A 15,830-nucleotide genomic window follows, 5' to 3' on the forward strand; every position below is an offset into this window, starting at 1 on the left:
GACACCCATGAGCTACGCGTTCCGACGCGCCGGGCAGGCCGCGATCGTGCTGATCGCGGCCTTCACGGCCACCTTCATCCTGCTGCAGCTGCTGCCGGGCGACGCGATCCTGATCAAGTACGACAACCCCGAACTGGGGCTGACCCCCGAGCAGATCGAATCGATCCGGACCGCGTACGGCGCCGACTCGCCGTGGTGGGAGCAGTACTGGGTCACTCTGACCGGCTATGCGCAGGGCGACTTCGGATACTCCACGCAGTACGGCACCGGCGTGCTCCAGCTCATCGGCGAGGCGCTCCCGCCGACGGCGGCGCTCGCGACCCTCGGGTTCGCGCTCGCCGCGGTCATCGCCTTCGCGATCGCGTTCCTGTCGACGCTGAGCCCGTTCGCCTGGCTGCGGCAGGCGCTGCAGGCCCTGCCCGGGGTGTTCGTGGCGGTCCCGGTGTTCTGGCTCGGCATCCTGCTCATCCAGGTGTTCTCGTTCGGGCTCGGCTGGGTGCCGATCGTCGGGGCCGACCCGGTCGCGGGCCTGGTCCTGCCGGTCATCACGCTCGCCGTGCCGATCTCGGCGCCGCTGGCGCAGATCCTGGTGCGCAGCATCGACGAGGTGCAGCTGCAGCCGTTCGTGACGGTGGTGCGGGCGAAGGGCGCGTCGCCGTCGTGGGTGCTGTGGCGCTCGGTGGCGCGCAACGCGCTGCTGCCCACACTGACGATCGCCGGGGTGCTCTTCGGCGAGCTCATCGGCGGCGCCGTCGTCACCGAGACGGTGTTCGGGCGCCCGGGCATCGGCCGCGTGACCGAGCAGGCCGTCGCGAACCAGGACATCCCGGTGCTCCAGGGCATCGTCGTGCTGGCGGCGCTGACGTTCGTCGTCGTCAACCTCGTGGTGGATCTGCTCTACCCCGTGCTCGATCCCCGGCTGCGCGGCCCGCAGCGCGCCGCCCGCACCCCGTCCGCCGCCGCACTGCAGGAGGCCCCGGCATGACCACGCCCCTTCGACAGGCCCAGCGACCGACCGCGACCGGGCAGGGACCGGCCTGGGGAGCGGGAGTTCCGGATGCCGCGGCCGCCGCGATCGCGCGGGACGAGGCATCCGGAACCGTCGTCGACCCGGTCGCACGCGACGCCGGAGCCCCCGACGGGCTCCCCGAGCGCCGCTCATCGGCGGCGCGGCTGTTCGCCCGCGGGCGGCGCCCCTCGTGGACGCTCGTCGTCGCGATCGCGGTCATCGTCGTGGCGGTGCTGTGGGCGGTGGCACCGTGGCTGTTCACGTCGTACGACCCGCTCGTCGGGGTTCCGGCCGAGAAGCTGCTGCCGCCGAGCGCCGCGCACTGGTTCGGCACCGATGCGATCGGGCGCGACCTGTTCGCCCGCGTCGTCTACGGCGCCATCCATTCCCTGTCGGGCGCGCTCATCGCCGTCACCGTCGGGCTCGCGGCCGGCACGCTGATCGGCGTCCTGGCGGGGTCGATCGGCGGCTGGGTGGACGACGTGCTGATGCGCCTCGTCGACGTGCTGCTGTCGATCCCCGGCCTGCTGCTCATGCTGTCGGTCATCATCCTGCTGGGATTCGGCACGGTGAACGCGGCGATCGCCGTCGGCGTCGTGAGCGTCGCATCGTTCGCGCGGCTGTCGCGCTCGGAGGTCGTGCGGGTGCGCCGCACCGACTACGTCGAGGCCGCGTTCGGCAGCGGCGGCTCGTTCGCCTCGGTGCTGCGTCGGCACGTGCTGCCCAACTCGCTCACGGCGGTCGTGGGCCTGGCCGCCCTGCAGTTCGGCGCGGCGATCCTCGCCATCTCGACGCTCGGGTTCCTCGGCTACGGGGCGCCGCCTCCCACGCCCGAGTGGGGGCTGCTCATCGCCGAGGGACGCAACTACGTCGCGACCGCGTGGTGGCTGACCACGCTCCCGGGGCTCGTCGTGCTCGTGGTGGTGCTGAGCGCCAACCGCATCAGCCAGTCGATCGGAGGAGGAGCGCGATGAGTGTGCTCGAGGTGCAGGGCCTGCGCGTGTCGTACCAGACGCGCGCCGGGCGCCGTGAGGTCGTCCACGGCGTCGACGTCTCGGTCGGCGAGGGCGAGGTCGCCGCGCTCGTGGGCGAGTCGGGTTCGGGCAAGTCGACGACGGCGCACGCCCTGATCGGCCTTCTCCCCGACGGCGGTCGCGTCGACGGCGGGTCGATCGCGGTCGGGGGCGTCGACATCACGGGGTGGAGCCAGAAGCGGCTGCGCGCGGTGCGCGGCGCGCAGGTCGGGCTCGTCCCGCAGGATCCCGTGTCGTCACTCGATCCGGTGCGCCCGATCGGCGTGCAGGTGGGCGAAGTCCTGCGGCTGCACGGTGTGCGGGATGCCGCGACCCGTCGTGCGCGCGTGCTCGAGCTGCTCGACCGGGTCGGTCTCGACGACCCGGCGCTGCGCGCCCGGCAGTACCCGCACGAGCTGTCGGGCGGCATGCGTCAGCGGGTGCTCATCGCCACCGCGATCGCGCTGCGACCGCGGCTGATCATCGCGGATGAGCCGACGAGCGCGCTCGACGCCACCGTGCAGCGACGCATCCTCGATCTCATCGACGACCTGCGGCGCGAAGAGGGCACGTCGGTGCTCCTGGTCACGCACGATCTCGGCGTGGCGGCCGACCGCGCGCAGCAGATCGTCGTGCTGAACCAGGGCCGGGTCGTCGAGCAGGGCCCGAGCGCCGGCATCCTGTCGTCACCGGTCGATCCGTACACGCGGCAGCTGCTGACCGACGCACCGGCCCTCACGACGTACGACTTCCGCCGCCCGGCCGCGCCGCTCTTCCTCCGGGACGCCGCGGCCGCCGGCGCGGAGAAGCCCTACGCCATCGAGGCGGAGGGCATCGTCAAGGAGTTCGCCGTGCACGGCCGAGGGCGTGAGCCGTTCCGCGCGGTGGACGAGGTGTCGTTCCAGGTGCGGCGCGGAACGACGCACGCGCTCGTGGGGGAGTCGGGTTCGGGAAAGACCACGACCGCCCGGCTCGTCACGCGCTTCCTGCAGCCGGACGCCGGACGCATCGAACTCGACGGCGCCGACATCGCCGGGTTGAAGGGCGAGGGTCTCCGTCAGCTCCGCCGCCGGGTTCAGCTGGTGTACCAGAACCCGTACTCGTCGCTCGACCCGCGCCAGAGCGTCGCGCAGATCGTGGCCGAGCCGCTGCACAACTTCCGCGAGGGCGCGCGCGCCGACCGGAGGACGCGCGCCGCCGAGCTGATCGATCGCGTCTCGCTGCCGGCCGACGTGCTCGAGCGCTCGCCGCGCGAGCTGTCGGGCGGTCAGCGGCAGCGTGTCGCGATCGCCCGCGCGCTCGCGATCCGCCCCGACGTCGTGGTGCTCGACGAGGCGGTCTCGGCGCTCGACGTCACGGTGCAGGCGCGCATCCTCGAGCTGCTGGAGTCGCTCCAGCAGGAGCTCGGGCTCACGTACCTCTTCATCTCGCACGACCTGGCGGTGGTGCGCCGCATCAGCCACACGGTCTCGGTGATGCGGCGCGGCCGCGTCGTCGAGGCCGGCAGCACCGAGGACATCTTCACGTCTCCCGGCCATGACTACACGCGCGAGCTGCTGGCAGCCGTGCCCGGACGATCGGAGGTCACGGCATGACCGTGCCGTCTCTCGCCTTCTTCACCCGCCTGCTGGATGCCGCCCCGTCCGGTCGGACCGATGAAGCGCCCGCCGCGGAGCGGTATCGGCACGCCACCGACCAGATCCGGCACGCCGAACGATTCGGCATCGGCCGAGCGTGGGTCGCGCAGCACCACTTCCGCGGGGCGGAGGGCGGACTCCCGGCGCCGTTCGTGTTCCTCGCGCACGTCGCGGCCGCGACGACCGAGATCCGGCTGGGCACCGGCGTCATCACGCTGCCGCTGGAGGATCCCGTGCGCGTGGCCGAAGACGCCGTGGTCGCCGATCTGCTCTCGGGCGGCCGGATCGACCTCGGCCTCGGCAGCGGCGGAACCCCGTCGTCGTTCGTCCCGTTCGGCCAGGACGTCTCGGCGAAGGCAGCCGTCTACGACCAGAAGCTCGAGGTCCTGATCGACGCGCTGTCCGGGCGCGAGATCGGCGGGGGCAACACGCTGTACCCCGATGCCTCGACGGCGCCGGGAGCGCCGCTGCGCGACCGGGTCTGGCAGGCGACCTTCTCGCCGGCGGGCGGCACCCGGGCGGGCGTGCCGGGTCACGGCCTGCTGCTGTCGCGCACCCAGCCGCGCCCGGCGGACGCCCCCGGAGCGACGCTCGCGGAGCTGCAGCATCCGATCATCGACCGCTACCTCGACGCGCTCCCTGCGGGCGCCGCGCCGCGGGTGACGGCATCCCGCACCGTCTTCGTCGCCGACGACCGGGCCGATGCGCTGCGGTTCGCCGAGGTGGGGCTGCGTCGCGGCGCCGAGGGCCTCCGCCGCGCGGGGCAGCATATCCCCGACGACACGCTGGACGACCTCATCGCCGCGACCGACACCCACCTCGGCACCCCCGAAGAGGTGGCGGCGTCGCTGGCGGCCGACACGACGCTGTCGCGCGCCACCGAGATCGCCTTCCAGGTCCATTCGGTGGATGCGCCGCACGACTTCGTGCTGCGGTCCATCGAGCTGTTCGCCACCGAGGTGGCCCCGGCGCTCGGCTGGGGCGCGCGCGAACGCCCCCTCGAACCACTCGGCCGTCTCGGAAAGGAGACCCCATGACCACCGCGACCATCGACGTCGTCGACGAGCTCGTCGGCGTGCGAGCCGGCGACGCGCTCGACGCGCTGCGCCGCCGCCGCCCCGTCACGCGTGAGCAGCTGCAGGCCAGCTACGACGCCCTCTTCGCCCCCGTCGACGACACGGCGTTCCCGCTGACCGAGCGCCTGCTCGTCGCCGCCTTCGCGACCCGTTCGACCGCCGACGACGCCACCGCACGGTTCTACGCGGATGCCGCGCACGCCGCCGACGCCGAACGCGCGGCGATCGTCCTGGCCGAGGCATCCGCGACGGCGACCGCCGGCCCGTTCGGCGCGTACCGCGAGGAGGGACTGCGGGCAGAGAGCACAGACGGCCGCCGTTTCGAGCCCGGCACCTGTGCCCGCGAGGCGCTCGGCGCGCGGCTCACCGCGGCCCTCGCGCACGCGCACCTGCTCACCTTCCGGCCGCGCGAGGCGGACGGTGCCGACCAGGCGCGGCTGCTCGAGGCCGGCTGGAGCCCGGACGGCATCGTCACGCTGTCGCAGCTCGTGTCGTTCCTCGCCTTCCAGCAGCGCGTCGCCACCGGGCTGCGCGCGATCGCCGCCACCCAGGAGGTCTCCGCATGACCGGCACCGCGACCGAACCCACGGTTCTGACCCACGACGAGGCTCACCCGCGGGTGTTCACGCGCGCCGAGGTGGGCTGGCTGCCGTGGCTCGAACCGCTGCCCGTCGACGAGCTCACCGAGCGCCACTACGACGGCCTCGTCGATCGCCAACGGGCCTCGAGCGACTACTTCCGGCTGCTCGCGCGCGACCCTGAGATCCTCCGGGCCCGCACGCTCGTCGATAAGGACATCTTCTACAACACCGCCGAGGGTCTTCCGCGGGCGGAGCGCGAGCTCGCCGCGACCGCGGCCTCGCGGGTGAACGGCTGCGTCTTCTGCGCGTCGGTCCACGCGCGCTTCGCGGCCCACTACTCGAAGGAGCCCGATCTCGTCGACCGCCTGCTCGCCGAGGGCATCGGCGCGGAGCTCGGGGAGCGATGGGACGCGATCGTCGCCGCCGCGGCGGCGCTCACCGCCACGCCGCTCGCCTTCGACGGATCCCACGTCGAGCGACTCCGCGCCGCCGGCCTCGACGACCTCGAGATCGCGGACGTCGTGCACGGTGCGGCCTTCTTCAACTGGGCGAACCGGCTGATGCTGTCGATCGGGCGACCGGTCGCCCCGCCTGAGGAGGGCGGGCGATGAGCCGGGCGCTGAGAGTCGTCGGCGTCTCGGGCTCGCTGCACGAGCCGAGTCGCACGACCGCCCTCGTCCGCGCGATCGTCGCCGAGGTGGGATCGCACGTCGACATCGAGTCGACCGTGATCGAGGTGGCTGCGCTCGGGCCCGGCTTCGCCGGCGCGCTGCGCCGGGATCAGGTCTCGCCGGAGGTGGAGGAGGCCCTGCAGCTCATCGAGTCGGCCGACCTGCTCGTCGTGGGTTCACCGGTCTATCGCGCGTCGTTCACGGGGCTCTTCAAGCACCTCTTCGACTTCGTGGGGCAGTACGACCTGGTCGGCACCCCCGTGATCGTCGCGGCCACCGGCGGCGGCGAGCGGCACGCGCTCATCCTCGAGCACCAGCTGCGGCCGCTCTTCGGGTTCTTCCAGGCGCTGACGCTGCCTCTCGGGGTCTACGCCTCCGACTCCGACTTCGTCGACCACCGGCTCACGTCGCCCGACGTGCAGCGGCGGATCACGCAGACGGTGGGCCGCTCGCTCCCGATCGTCGAGCAGGCGCGATCGGTGAGCTCGTCGGAGTACGTCACCACCTGGTGACGGGAGAGCGGATGCCGCAGCCTGCGCGCGACGCGCCCGCGGGGGTCGCGGCATCCGTCTCTCGACGTCGTCCCCGTCCAGCGTCTAGACTCGTGCCCGTGTTGACCTGTCGGTGTTGTCGCCCTTGCTGTTGAAGCGCTCGCTTCACGAAGACCTCCGCGACCCCGACAGCCTTCCGCGCACCCGCGCGGCGACACACCAGGACACAACGTGCGTTACGCCCAGAGCGTGGCCGACCTCGTCGGCAACACCCCCCTCGTCCAGCTGACCCGCGTCACCGACGGCATCGCCGCGACGGTGCTCGCGAAGGTCGAGTACTTCAACCCCGGCAGCTCCGCGAAGGATCGCATCGCCCGCCGCATCATCGATCAGGCGGAACGCGACGGGCACCTGAAGCCCGGCGGCACGATCGTCGAGCCGACGAGCGGCAACACCGGCGTGGGACTCGCGCTGGTCGCCGTGCAGCGCGGCTACCGCATGATCTTCGTCGTGCCCGACAAGTTCGCCGGCGCCAAGGTTGACGTGCTGCGGGCCTACGGCGCGGAGGTCGTCGTGACCGACACCAGCGTTCCGCCGGAGGATCCGCGGTCGTACTACAGCGTGTCGGACCGCCTCGTCCGCGAGATCCCCGGGGCGTACAAGCCCAACCAGTTCGCCAACCCGAACGGGCCCCTCAGCCACTACGAGACGACCGGCCCGGAGATCTGGCGCGACACCGAGGGCCGGGTGACGCACTTCGTCGCCGGCATCGGCACGGGCGGCACTATCACGGGCACCGGGCGGTATCTGCACGAGGTGTCGAACGGCGCGGTGCGCGTGGTCGGGGCCGACCCCGAAGGCTCGATCTACTCCGGCGGCCCCATCCACGGCTACCTGGTCGAGGGGGCGGGCGAGGACTTCTGGCCCGACAGCTACGACGCGACCGTCCCCGACGAGATCCACCGCATCCCCGACGCCGAGACCTTCGCGATGACCCGGCGCCTCGCCCGCGAGGAAGGCCTGCTCGTCGGCGGCTCGAGCGGCATGGCCGTGGTCGCCGCACTGCGCACCGCGCGCGACCTGCCCGCCGACGCCGTCGTCGTGGTGCTGCTGCCCGACCACGGTCGCGGCTACCTCAACCGGTTCTACGACGACGGCTGGATGCGCGACCACGGCTTCGACGTCGCCGACCCCGCACCCGGCGCTGCGCCCGCGGCCACGGCTCACGACGCACCCGGCGCACACCCCGCGGGCGAGGCATCCGTCACCCCCACCGAAGGAGCACCCGCATGACCGAGCCCACGAGCGACCGCGGCTTCGAGACCCGGGCGGTGCACGCCGGGCAGGCGTTCGACCCCACGACCGGCGCGGTCATCCCGCCGGTGCACTTCTCGACGACGTACGCGCAGGACGGCATCGGCGGGCTGCGCGAAGGGTACGAGTACGGTCGCAGCGGCAACCCGACGCGCACCGCGCTCGAGACGCAGCTCGCGGCGCTCGAGGGCGGCGCGCACGCGCTGTCGTTCGCCTCCGGCCTCGCTGCCGAGGATGCACTGCTGCGTGCGGCGCTCAGCCCGGGCGAGGAGGTGCTGCTCGGCAGCGACGTCTACGGCGGCACCTACCGTCTCATCGCGCGCGTGCTGGGGGCATGGGGCATCGGCGTGCGAGTGGTCGACATGAGCGACCTCGACGCCGTGCGCGCGGCGCTCGAGGAGCGGCCGGCGCGCATCGTGTGGGTCGAGACCCCCAGCAACCCGCTGCTGCGCATCACCGACATCGCCGGTCTCGCCCGGCTCGGCCACGATGCCGGCGCCCTCGTCGTGGTGGACAACACCTTCGCCTCGCCCGCGCTGCAGCAGCCGCTCGCGCTCGGCGCCGACGTCGTGGTGCACTCCACCACCAAGTACCTGGGCGGCCACTCCGACGTCGTCGGCGGCGCCCTCGTGCTGAACGACGACGCCCTCTACGAGCAGGCGAAGTTCCTGCAGTTCGCCGTCGGCGCGGTCTCGGGCCCGCTCGACGCGTGGCTCACCACGCGGGGCATCAAGACGCTCGCCCTGCGCATGCAGCGGCACAGCGAGAACGCCCAGGCGGTCGCCGAGTTCCTCGACGGCCACGCGGCCGTCTCGCGCGTCTACTACCCCGGGCTCGCGTCGCACCCCGGTCACGCGCTCGCGGCCACGCAGATGAGCGGGTTCGGCGGCATCGTGTCGGTCGCACTGGCGGACGCGGCATCCGCCCGTCGCTTCGCCGAGTCCACGCGGCTGTTCCAGCTCGCCGAGTCGCTCGGCGGCGTCGAGTCGCTCATGAACTACCCCGACGCGATGACCCACGCGTCGGTGCGCGGCACCGAGCTCGCCGTCCCGCCGGAGGTCGTGCGCCTGTCGGTCGGCATCGAGTCCGCCGCCGACCTCATCGCCGACCTCGACGAGGCGCTCGCCGGGCTCTGACGCGCCCCCTGAACCGCCCGGGGAGGGCGGTGGCTACGCTGGGGCCGTGGAACCGGTCACGGCAACGCTCGTCATCCTGGTGCTCGCGGTGATCGCCTTCGTGAGCAATCGCGTGCCGATCGGGATCGTCGCGATCGGCGTCGCGCTCGCCCTCTTCTTCACCGGCGTGCTCACGCTGCCCGAGGCGCTCGCCGGGTTCGGCGATCCGACGGTGCTGTTCATCGCGGGCCTCTTCGTCATGAGCGAGGCGCTGGATGCGACCGGGGTGACCGCGTGGGCGGGACAGATGGTCATCGGGCGGGCGGGCACCAAGCCCGCGACGCTCCTCATCGTGATCTCGCTCCTCGTCGCGGGGCTGACCGCGCTCATCAGCATCAACGGCGCGGTCGCGGCGCTGCTGCCGCTCGTGGTCGTCGTGGCCGCGCGCGCCGGCATCGCGCCGTCGAAACTGCTCATGCCGCTCGCGTTCGCGGCATCCGCGGGCTCGCTGCTCCTCCTCACCGGCACGCCCGTGAACATCCTGGTGTCGGAGTTCGCCGCCGCGGCCGGCGGACGAGAGTTCGGGTACTTCGAGTTCGCGCTGGTCGGCGTGCCCCTCGTGCTCGGGACGATCGTCATCCTGCTCGTCGGCGGCCGGCTGGTGCCCGAGCGCCAGGGCGCGCTCATGCCCACCGACCTCGTGCGGCACGCGAGGGTGCTCCGGCAGCAGTACTCGCTCACGCTCGACACCGGCACCCTGCTCGGGCCGAACAGGGGCGTCACCGAGGTCGTCGTCGCGCCGCGGTCGCCGCTCATCGGCAAGCGCGTATGCGCGGGCATGACGACGCCCGACGGCGACCTCGTCGTGCTCGCGGCGCGTCGCGGCGACGAGCACCTCAAGGGCACCGAGTTCGTGGTGCAGGCCGGTGACGCGCTGCTGCTGCAGGGCACCTGGGACGACCTCTCGCGGCGCACCAGCGACCCGGCCGTGCTCGTGGTGGACGACCCCGCGCAGCTGCGCCGCTCGGTGCCGCTCGGGCGCGGTGCGAAGCGCGCGATCGGCATCCTGCTCGTGATGGTGGTGCTGCTAGCGACCGGTCTCGTGCCGCCGGCTGTGGCGGCCCTGCTGGCGGCGTGCGCCCTCGTGCTCACCCGCACGGTCACGGTGACTCAGGCCTACCACTCGATCTCGTGGACCACCATCGTGCTCATCGCCGGGATGATCCCGCTGTCGACCGCATTCACCGCCACAGGCACCGCCGACCTCGTGGCGGGGTGGATGCTGTCGCTCCTCGGCGACGCCGGGCCGCACGCCGCCCTGCTCGCCCTCTGCGGGCTGACGGTTGTGCTGGGTCAGCTCATCAGCAACACCGCGACGGTGCTCATCGTCGCGCCCATCGCGATCTCGGTCGCCCAGTCGCTCGATCTGTCGGTGCAGCCGTTCATGATGGCGCTGACCGTGGCCGGTGCGGCCGCCTTCCTGACGCCGATCGCGACGCCCGCGAACCTCATGGTCATGGAGCCGGGAGGCTACCGGTTCGGCGACTACTGGAAGCTCGGCCTGCCGCTGGTGGTGTTCTTCGTCGTCGTCGCCGTCTTCTACGTGCCGCTCGTCTGGCCCTTCTGACCCGAATCCCGGGCATCGGTTGCGGGCGGTGCCCGGACTGCGCACGTCGCGCGGGAGAAGGGGCGGGCCGGATGCCGCACCGCGCGCACGCGCGTCGCCCCGGCGGAGCGGATCCACCGGGGCGACGCGGAAGCCGACAGAGGGGCTCAGGCGGCGGACCAGCCGCCGTCGCTCGCGAGGTTCTGTCCGTTGACGTTCACGCCGTCATCGCTCAGCAGGAACGTGATCGACGCGGCCAGGCGGTCGGGCGTGACCGGCGGGACCATGACGGCCATGCCGGTGCGCACGCGGTCGGCGCCCAGCGGCGAGTTGAACTTCGCCTCGATGTTGGTGATCACGGCCCCGGGTGCCACCGCGTTCACCCGGATGCCGCTCGGACCGTACATGAAGGCGCTCGACTTGGTGAGGCCCACGACGGCGTGCTTGGAGGCCGTGTAGGCGGCGCCGGCCGCCGAGCCGCGGAGGGATGCCTCGGACGAGGTGTTGACGATCGAACCGCCGCCCTGCGCGAGCATGGCGGGGATGACGGCGCGCATGAGCTTCATCGTGCCGGTCACGTTGACGCGGAACACGCGGTCCCAGACGTCGTCGGTGACGTCGCCGACGGGCGTCATGTCGTCCATGATGCCGGCGATGTTCGCCAGGCCGTCGATGCGATCGCCGGCCGCCTCGATGATGCGGGCCACGCCGTCGTCGTCGGTGATGTCGGCCGTGAGTGCGACGACGTCGGCGCCGTCGTGCGCCGCGACGAACTCGTCGAGGCGGTCCTGGCTGACGTCGACCGCGATGACGCGGCCGCCTTCGCGCGCGACGCGCGACGCCGTGGCGCGGCCGATGCCGGAGCCGGCGCCGGTGACGATGACCGTCTGGCCGGTGAAGCGGCCCGCGGTGATCTTCTCGGCCCACTCCGACTTCGGGGTCGAGGCTCCCTCCGCGGCGGCACCGGTGTCGGTGGGCACGCCGTCCGGATTCACCTGGGCGACGAGCGCGTCGAGCGCCGCCTGGGGGAACGCGCCGCCGCTCATGGCGACGAGGTTGCTGATCGGCAGGGCGGCGATGGGGGCGAGTGCGTCCGCGCTCTGGCCGCCCTGCGCGAGCAGTCCGCGCAGCGCGGCACCGCCGGCCGCGTCGTCGAGCCAGGTCTGGATGGTGGATGCTCCGGTGAGAGGAGCGGTGTCGGTGCTCATGGGGTTCCCTTTCTCGTGCAGCGCGACAGTGCTCGCCTGATGACGGCGGCATGGGCAACGGGTCCGGGAACGGGGGTGCTTCGGGCAGCTCCTACCGGACAACTATGTCCGGTACTATGCTACACCCGTGCCCAGCACCGCATCCCCCCGTGCGAATCCCCGCCAGAACCGAGGCCCCGCCGCCGCCGCCGACAACCGCCGCGCCCTGATCGCGGCGGCTCGAGAGGTGTACGCCGAGGGCGGCCTCGGTGCGCCGTTCAGTGCCGTCGCCAAGCGCGCCGGCGTCGGCCAAGGCAGCCTGTATCGCCATTTCCCCGACCGCACCGCCCTGGCCGTCGCCGTCTTCGAAGACAACGTGCGCGACCTCGAGGACTACACCGCCGACGACGAGCGCACGATCGACGACCTGCTCGATCGCGTCGTCGACCAGGCGGTCGTCTCGACGGCCTTCATCGAGCTCATCACCGCCGACCTCTCGGACGCGAGGGTGTCAGCGATGGGGGCGCGCTTCCACGCGCTCGTCGACCGGCTCGTCGCGCGAGATCGCGCGGCCGGCCGCGTCGGATCGCACGTCGAGACCGAGGACGTGACGCTCGCCACGGGCATGCTCGCGACCGAGCTCGCGCGCGCCGACCCGGCGCAGCGTGCGGGGGTGGCGCGGCGCGCACGCGCGCTCTTCTCGGCGGCATTCGCTCCCCGCTGACCCGGCGTTATGCTCCTGCCATGGGCAGGTTCATTTACGACACGCACGCCAACGCGGTCGACATCGACGACCGTGCGCTGGCGCACCTTCGCATCGTGATGATGAACAAGCTGCGGCGCTCCGAGCCGTTCATGTTCGATGTCGAGATCGGCGACGGCAGCGGACGGCGCAGCTTCTGGATCCATCCGGCGGTTCCGCTGCAGTTCCACTTCTTCGGCAGCCGTCAGCCGCGCATCAACCGCAGCTGGGTCGAGGAGCTGATGCGCGCCGCCAGCGGTCCGAACGGCCTCGCGATCGTCCCCGAGCCCGAGGAGGAAGCCGAGCCGGAGGAGTCCGCTACGGCGTGATGTCCTGCGCCGTGACGTCCTCGCCCCCGACGGTGAGGCGGTCGACGTCGAGCGTCTCTACGTCCACCTTGCCGAGCGATACGTCCAGACCCTCCATGGTGCCCTGGGCGCCATCGGGGACCGGGATCGGACCGGTGTCGAAATGCTCGGCGACGAGCAGGATGCCGCCGGTCGAGCTCGCCGAGTTGGCGAGGTCCTCGATCCATCCGCGGCTCAGCTCGGTCGGCTCGGGGTCGTCGAAGACGAACCGCAGCGCGATCGAGGGGTGCAGCCAGATCGTGCTCCGGCCGCGCGGCTGATCGTCGGGATGCTTCCACGACACGGTGAAGCTCTCTCCGCGGCGCAGCTTCGTCGCGATGACGACCTTCAGGTGCGCGAGCGCCCGATCCTCGATGTGGATGGGCATCGCGCTGCCGCCGTAGTAGATCGTGCCCACGGGGCAACCATAACCCCGGTGGAGCCCGGCGCGGGGCTCAGAGTCGCGTCCACGCCTCGCTGAGCACGCCGCGCAGGATCTGCTCGATCTCGTCGAACTCCTTCGGGCCGATCGTGAGAGGCGGTGCGAGCTGGATGACGGGGTCGCCGCGATCGTCGGCGCGGCAGTACAGGCCGGCGTCGAAGAGGGCCTTCGACAGGAACCCGCGCAGCAGCCGCTCGGACTCGTCGTCGTCGAAGGTCTCCTTGGTCGCCTTGTCCTTCACGAGCTCGATGCCGAAGAAGTAGCCGTCGCCGCGCACGTCGCCGACGATCGGCAGATCGGTGAGCTTCTCGAGGGTCGAGCGGAACACCGGCGAGTACTCGCGCACCCGCTCGTTGAGGCCCTCCTCGTCGAAGATGTCGAGGTTCTCGAGGGCGACCGCCGCCGAGACCGGGTGCCCGCCGAAGGTGTAGCCGTGGTAGAACGCGCGGTCGCCGTGGGCGAAGGGCTCGTAGATGCGGTCGCTCACGATGGTGGCGCCGATCGGGGAGTAGCCGCTCGTCATCGCCTTGGCGCACGTGATCATGTCGGGCACGTACCCGTAGGCGTCGCACGCGAACATGTGGCCGATGCGCCCGAAGGCGCAGATGACCTCGTCCGAGACGAGGAGCACGTCGTACTTGTCGCAGATCTGGCGGACGCGCTGGAAGTATCCGGGCGGGGGCGGGAAGCAGCCGCCCGAGTTCTGCACGGGCTCGAGGAAGACGGCGGCGACGGTGTCGGGGCCCTCGAAGAGGATCATCTCCTCGATGCGGTCGGCCGCCCAGACGCCGAAGGCCTCGAGGTCGTCGGCGGGCGCGCCCATGTCGGCGGCGCGGTAGAAGTTGGTGTTCGGCACGCGGAAGCCGCCCGGCGTGACCGGTTCGAACATCGACTTCATGGCCGGGATGCCGGTGATCGCGAGCGCACCCTGCGGGGTGCCGTGGTACGCCACGGCGCGCGAGATGACCTTGTGCTTGGTGGGCTTGCCCTGGATCTTCCAGTAGTACTTCGCGAGCTTGAACGCCGTCTCGACGGCCTCGCCGCCGCCGGTGGAGAAGAACACCTTGTTGAGGTCGCCGGGCGCGTGCTCGGCGAGCCGATCGGCGAGCTCGATGGCGGCCGGGTGCGCGTACGACCAGATGGGGAAGAAGGCCAGCTGCTCGGCCTGCTTCGCGGCGACCTCGGCCAGGCGTCGACGCCCGTGCCCGGCGGCGACCACGAACAGCCCGGCGAGCCCGTCGATGTACTGCTTGCCCTGCGAGTCCCAGATGTGGTGGCCCTCGCCCTTGACGATGATCGGCACCCCGGGGCCCTCGGTCATGACCGACTGACGGGCGAAGTGCATCCAGAGGTGGTCCTTCGCCATCTGCTGCAGCTCGGCGTCGCTGCGGTCGGGGCGTCGGGTCACGGACTGCGCGGTGGTGGTCATGGAGAGCCTTCCGTCGGACGTGCTCCCACGCTACTCGCGCGGCTCGCGCGCCGGGAGGCGACGGTTCGTCCGGTTCGGGATGCCGCGGGCACCGGACCGTCCGGATGCCTCGCTGCGCGGCATCCGTTCCGCGGTGTGACTGGGCGTGGGGTCAGGTCGAGCCGCGCTCTATGAGCCGGGTCGGCAGGAGGATCGGTGAGGCCGGGAGCGCCGCGCCGGCGGCGGCGTCGGCCAGCGCGGCGACCGCAGCCGCGGCCATCTCGCGGATCGGCTGGCGGACCGTGGTGAGCGGCGGCGTGAGCCAGCGCGCCCCGCGGAGGTCGTCGAAGCCGACGACCAGCACGTCGTCGGGGATGCGGTGCCCGGTCGCCGCGGCCGCGGCATAGACCCCCGCCGCCATCTCGTCGGTGCACGCGAAGACGCCGAGCCGCTCGCCGGCGCGCAGGCCCCGGAGCAGCGGCACCGCCGCCTCGCGCGCGGCCGCCGCGTTCCAGCTGACCTGCAGTGCCACGAGGTCGGCACCCGGCCGGGCCAGGCGCAGCGCCTCGCGGAACCCCGCGTTGCGCGCCCGCCCGTACCGGTAGGGCGGCGAGCCCAGCACGATCGCGAACCGCGTCGCGCCGCGCTCGGCCAGGTGCAGCGCGGCGGCGAACCCGCCGTCGCGGTCGGTCGTGCGGACGCTGGCCAGGCCGCGGGAGTTCTCGGACTGCGGGTCCATCAGCACCACGGGGATCGCGGCATCCGTCAGGGCGGTCAGCTGCGACGCGGTCGGCGAGATGAGCCCCAGCACCACCCCGGCCGACCCCCGTCGCCGGATGCGCATCGGCCAGTCGTCGTCGGGGGCGTCGCGCTCCTCGGTGAGCACGAGGTCGTAGCCCGCCTCGGCGGCGGCGCTGCGGGCGCCGGCAGTCACCTCGTCGGAGTAGGCGTTGTGGTACCAGCCGAGCACGAGGTCGACGAGGCGGGCAGACCCCGGCGGGCGGCCGCCGGCCGCCGGATCCCGCGCGTAGCCGAGAGACCGGGCCGCGGCGAGCACGCGACGCCGCGTGGCGGGGGCGAGATCGCCGCGCCCGGAGAGGGCCCGGGAGGCCGTGGCGACGCTCACTCCCGCGGCGGCGGCGACGGCGGCAAGGGTCACGCGGGCAGGCACCCGACCAGTTTTGCGCAAGT

At 72.5% G+C, this 15,830-nt stretch carries 14 protein-coding genes and 2 pseudogenes; 12 read left to right on the plus strand and 4 right to left on the minus strand.

The window, feature by feature from the left end; all coding sequences use genetic code 11:
• The first annotated feature begins 7 nt into the window (after positions 1-7).
• From IM770_RS13495 to IM770_RS13540, 10 genes and pseudogenes are all read left to right on the plus strand, one after another.
• Entirely contained in the window at positions 8-985 is a 978-nt protein-coding gene (locus IM770_RS13495) for an ABC transporter permease (protein ID WP_203581679.1), read from the plus strand.
• Positions 982-1,983, plus strand: coding sequence for an ABC transporter permease (locus IM770_RS13500; protein ID WP_239066228.1), 1,002 nt, complete (start codon positions 982-984; stop codon positions 1,981-1,983). The genes IM770_RS13495 and IM770_RS13500 overlap by 4 nt, the downstream gene beginning before the upstream one ends.
• A complete protein-coding gene (locus IM770_RS13505) occupies positions 1,980-3,617 on the plus strand; it encodes a dipeptide ABC transporter ATP-binding protein (protein WP_203581680.1) in 1,638 nt (545 codons plus the stop codon). The genes IM770_RS13500 and IM770_RS13505 overlap by 4 nt, the downstream gene beginning before the upstream one ends.
• Complete coding sequence (locus tag IM770_RS13510) at positions 3,614-4,696, plus strand: putative FMN-dependent luciferase-like monooxygenase (protein WP_203581681.1); 1,083 nt, start codon at positions 3,614-3,616, stop codon at positions 4,694-4,696. The genes IM770_RS13505 and IM770_RS13510 overlap by 4 nt, the downstream gene beginning before the upstream one ends.
• Positions 4,693-5,301, plus strand: a complete 609-nt coding sequence (locus IM770_RS13515; protein WP_203581682.1) for a CMD domain protein — start codon at positions 4,693-4,695, stop codon at positions 5,299-5,301. The genes IM770_RS13510 and IM770_RS13515 overlap by 4 nt, the downstream gene beginning before the upstream one ends.
• Positions 5,298-5,927, plus strand: coding sequence for an alkylhydroperoxidase domain protein (locus IM770_RS13520; RefSeq protein WP_203581683.1), 630 nt, complete (start codon positions 5,298-5,300; stop codon positions 5,925-5,927). The genes IM770_RS13515 and IM770_RS13520 overlap by 4 nt, the downstream gene beginning before the upstream one ends.
• Positions 5,924-6,499: an FMN reductase gene (gene msuE / locus IM770_RS13525; RefSeq protein WP_203581684.1), complete on the plus strand. Its 576-nt coding sequence runs from the start codon at positions 5,924-5,926 to the stop codon at positions 6,497-6,499. Before IM770_RS13520 ends, msuE begins: the two co-directional genes overlap by 4 nt.
• 210 nt (positions 6,500-6,709) lie before the next feature.
• Positions 6,710-7,726: pseudogene (locus tag IM770_RS13530) on the plus strand (pyridoxal-phosphate dependent enzyme); the annotation flags it as partial.
• 41 nt (positions 7,727-7,767) lie between these two features.
• Complete coding sequence (locus tag IM770_RS13535; protein WP_203581685.1) at positions 7,768-8,928, plus strand: cystathionine gamma-synthase; 1,161 nt, start codon at positions 7,768-7,770, stop codon at positions 8,926-8,928.
• Positions 8,929-8,974: 46 nt separating this feature from the next.
• The gene (locus IM770_RS13540; RefSeq protein WP_203581686.1) at positions 8,975-10,534 is read left to right on the plus strand and encodes an SLC13 family permease; all 1,560 of its coding nucleotides are present in this window, start codon (positions 8,975-8,977) and stop codon (positions 10,532-10,534) included.
• Positions 10,535-10,680: 146 nt separating this feature from the next.
• On the opposite strand, the gene IM770_RS13545 is transcribed toward IM770_RS13540, so the two are convergent.
• Positions 10,681-11,721, minus strand: coding sequence for an SDR family NAD(P)-dependent oxidoreductase (locus IM770_RS13545; protein ID WP_203581687.1), 1,041 nt, complete (start codon positions 11,719-11,721; stop codon positions 10,681-10,683).
• Between the two features lie 127 nt (positions 11,722-11,848).
• On the opposite strand from IM770_RS13545, the gene IM770_RS13550 reads away from it, so the two are divergent.
• Positions 11,849-12,424 carry a TetR family transcriptional regulator gene (locus tag IM770_RS13550; RefSeq protein ID WP_203581688.1) on the plus strand — a complete coding sequence of 192 codons (576 nt, stop codon included), beginning with the start codon at positions 11,849-11,851 and terminating at the stop codon, positions 12,422-12,424.
• A gap of 20 nt (positions 12,425-12,444) precedes the next feature.
• Positions 12,445-12,771 (plus strand): DUF7882 family protein, encoded by a 327-nt coding sequence (locus tag IM770_RS13555; RefSeq protein WP_203581689.1) that lies wholly within the window; start codon positions 12,445-12,447, stop codon positions 12,769-12,771.
• A 133-nt stretch (positions 12,772-12,904) separates the two neighbouring features.
• Here the strand turns inward: IM770_RS13555 and IM770_RS13560 are convergent.
• The 3 genes and pseudogenes from IM770_RS13560 to IM770_RS13570 all read right to left on the minus strand — a co-directional run.
• Positions 12,905-13,207, minus strand: a pseudogene (locus tag IM770_RS13560) (DUF7882 family protein); the annotation flags it as partial.
• 37 nt (positions 13,208-13,244) lie between these two features.
• Positions 13,245-14,660, minus strand: coding sequence for an aspartate aminotransferase family protein (locus IM770_RS13565; RefSeq protein WP_203581690.1), 1,416 nt, complete (start codon positions 14,658-14,660; stop codon positions 13,245-13,247).
• A gap of 151 nt (positions 14,661-14,811) precedes the next feature.
• The gene (locus tag IM770_RS13570; protein ID WP_307785464.1) at positions 14,812-15,810 is read right to left on the minus strand and encodes a LacI family DNA-binding transcriptional regulator; all 999 of its coding nucleotides are present in this window, start codon (positions 15,808-15,810) and stop codon (positions 14,812-14,814) included.
• Between the last annotated feature and the right edge of the window lie 20 nt (positions 15,811-15,830).

Origin of the sequence: Microbacterium hibisci, assembly GCF_015278255.1 — a bacterium.
GTDB lineage: Bacteria > Actinomycetota > Actinomycetes > Actinomycetales > Microbacteriaceae > Microbacterium > Microbacterium hibisci.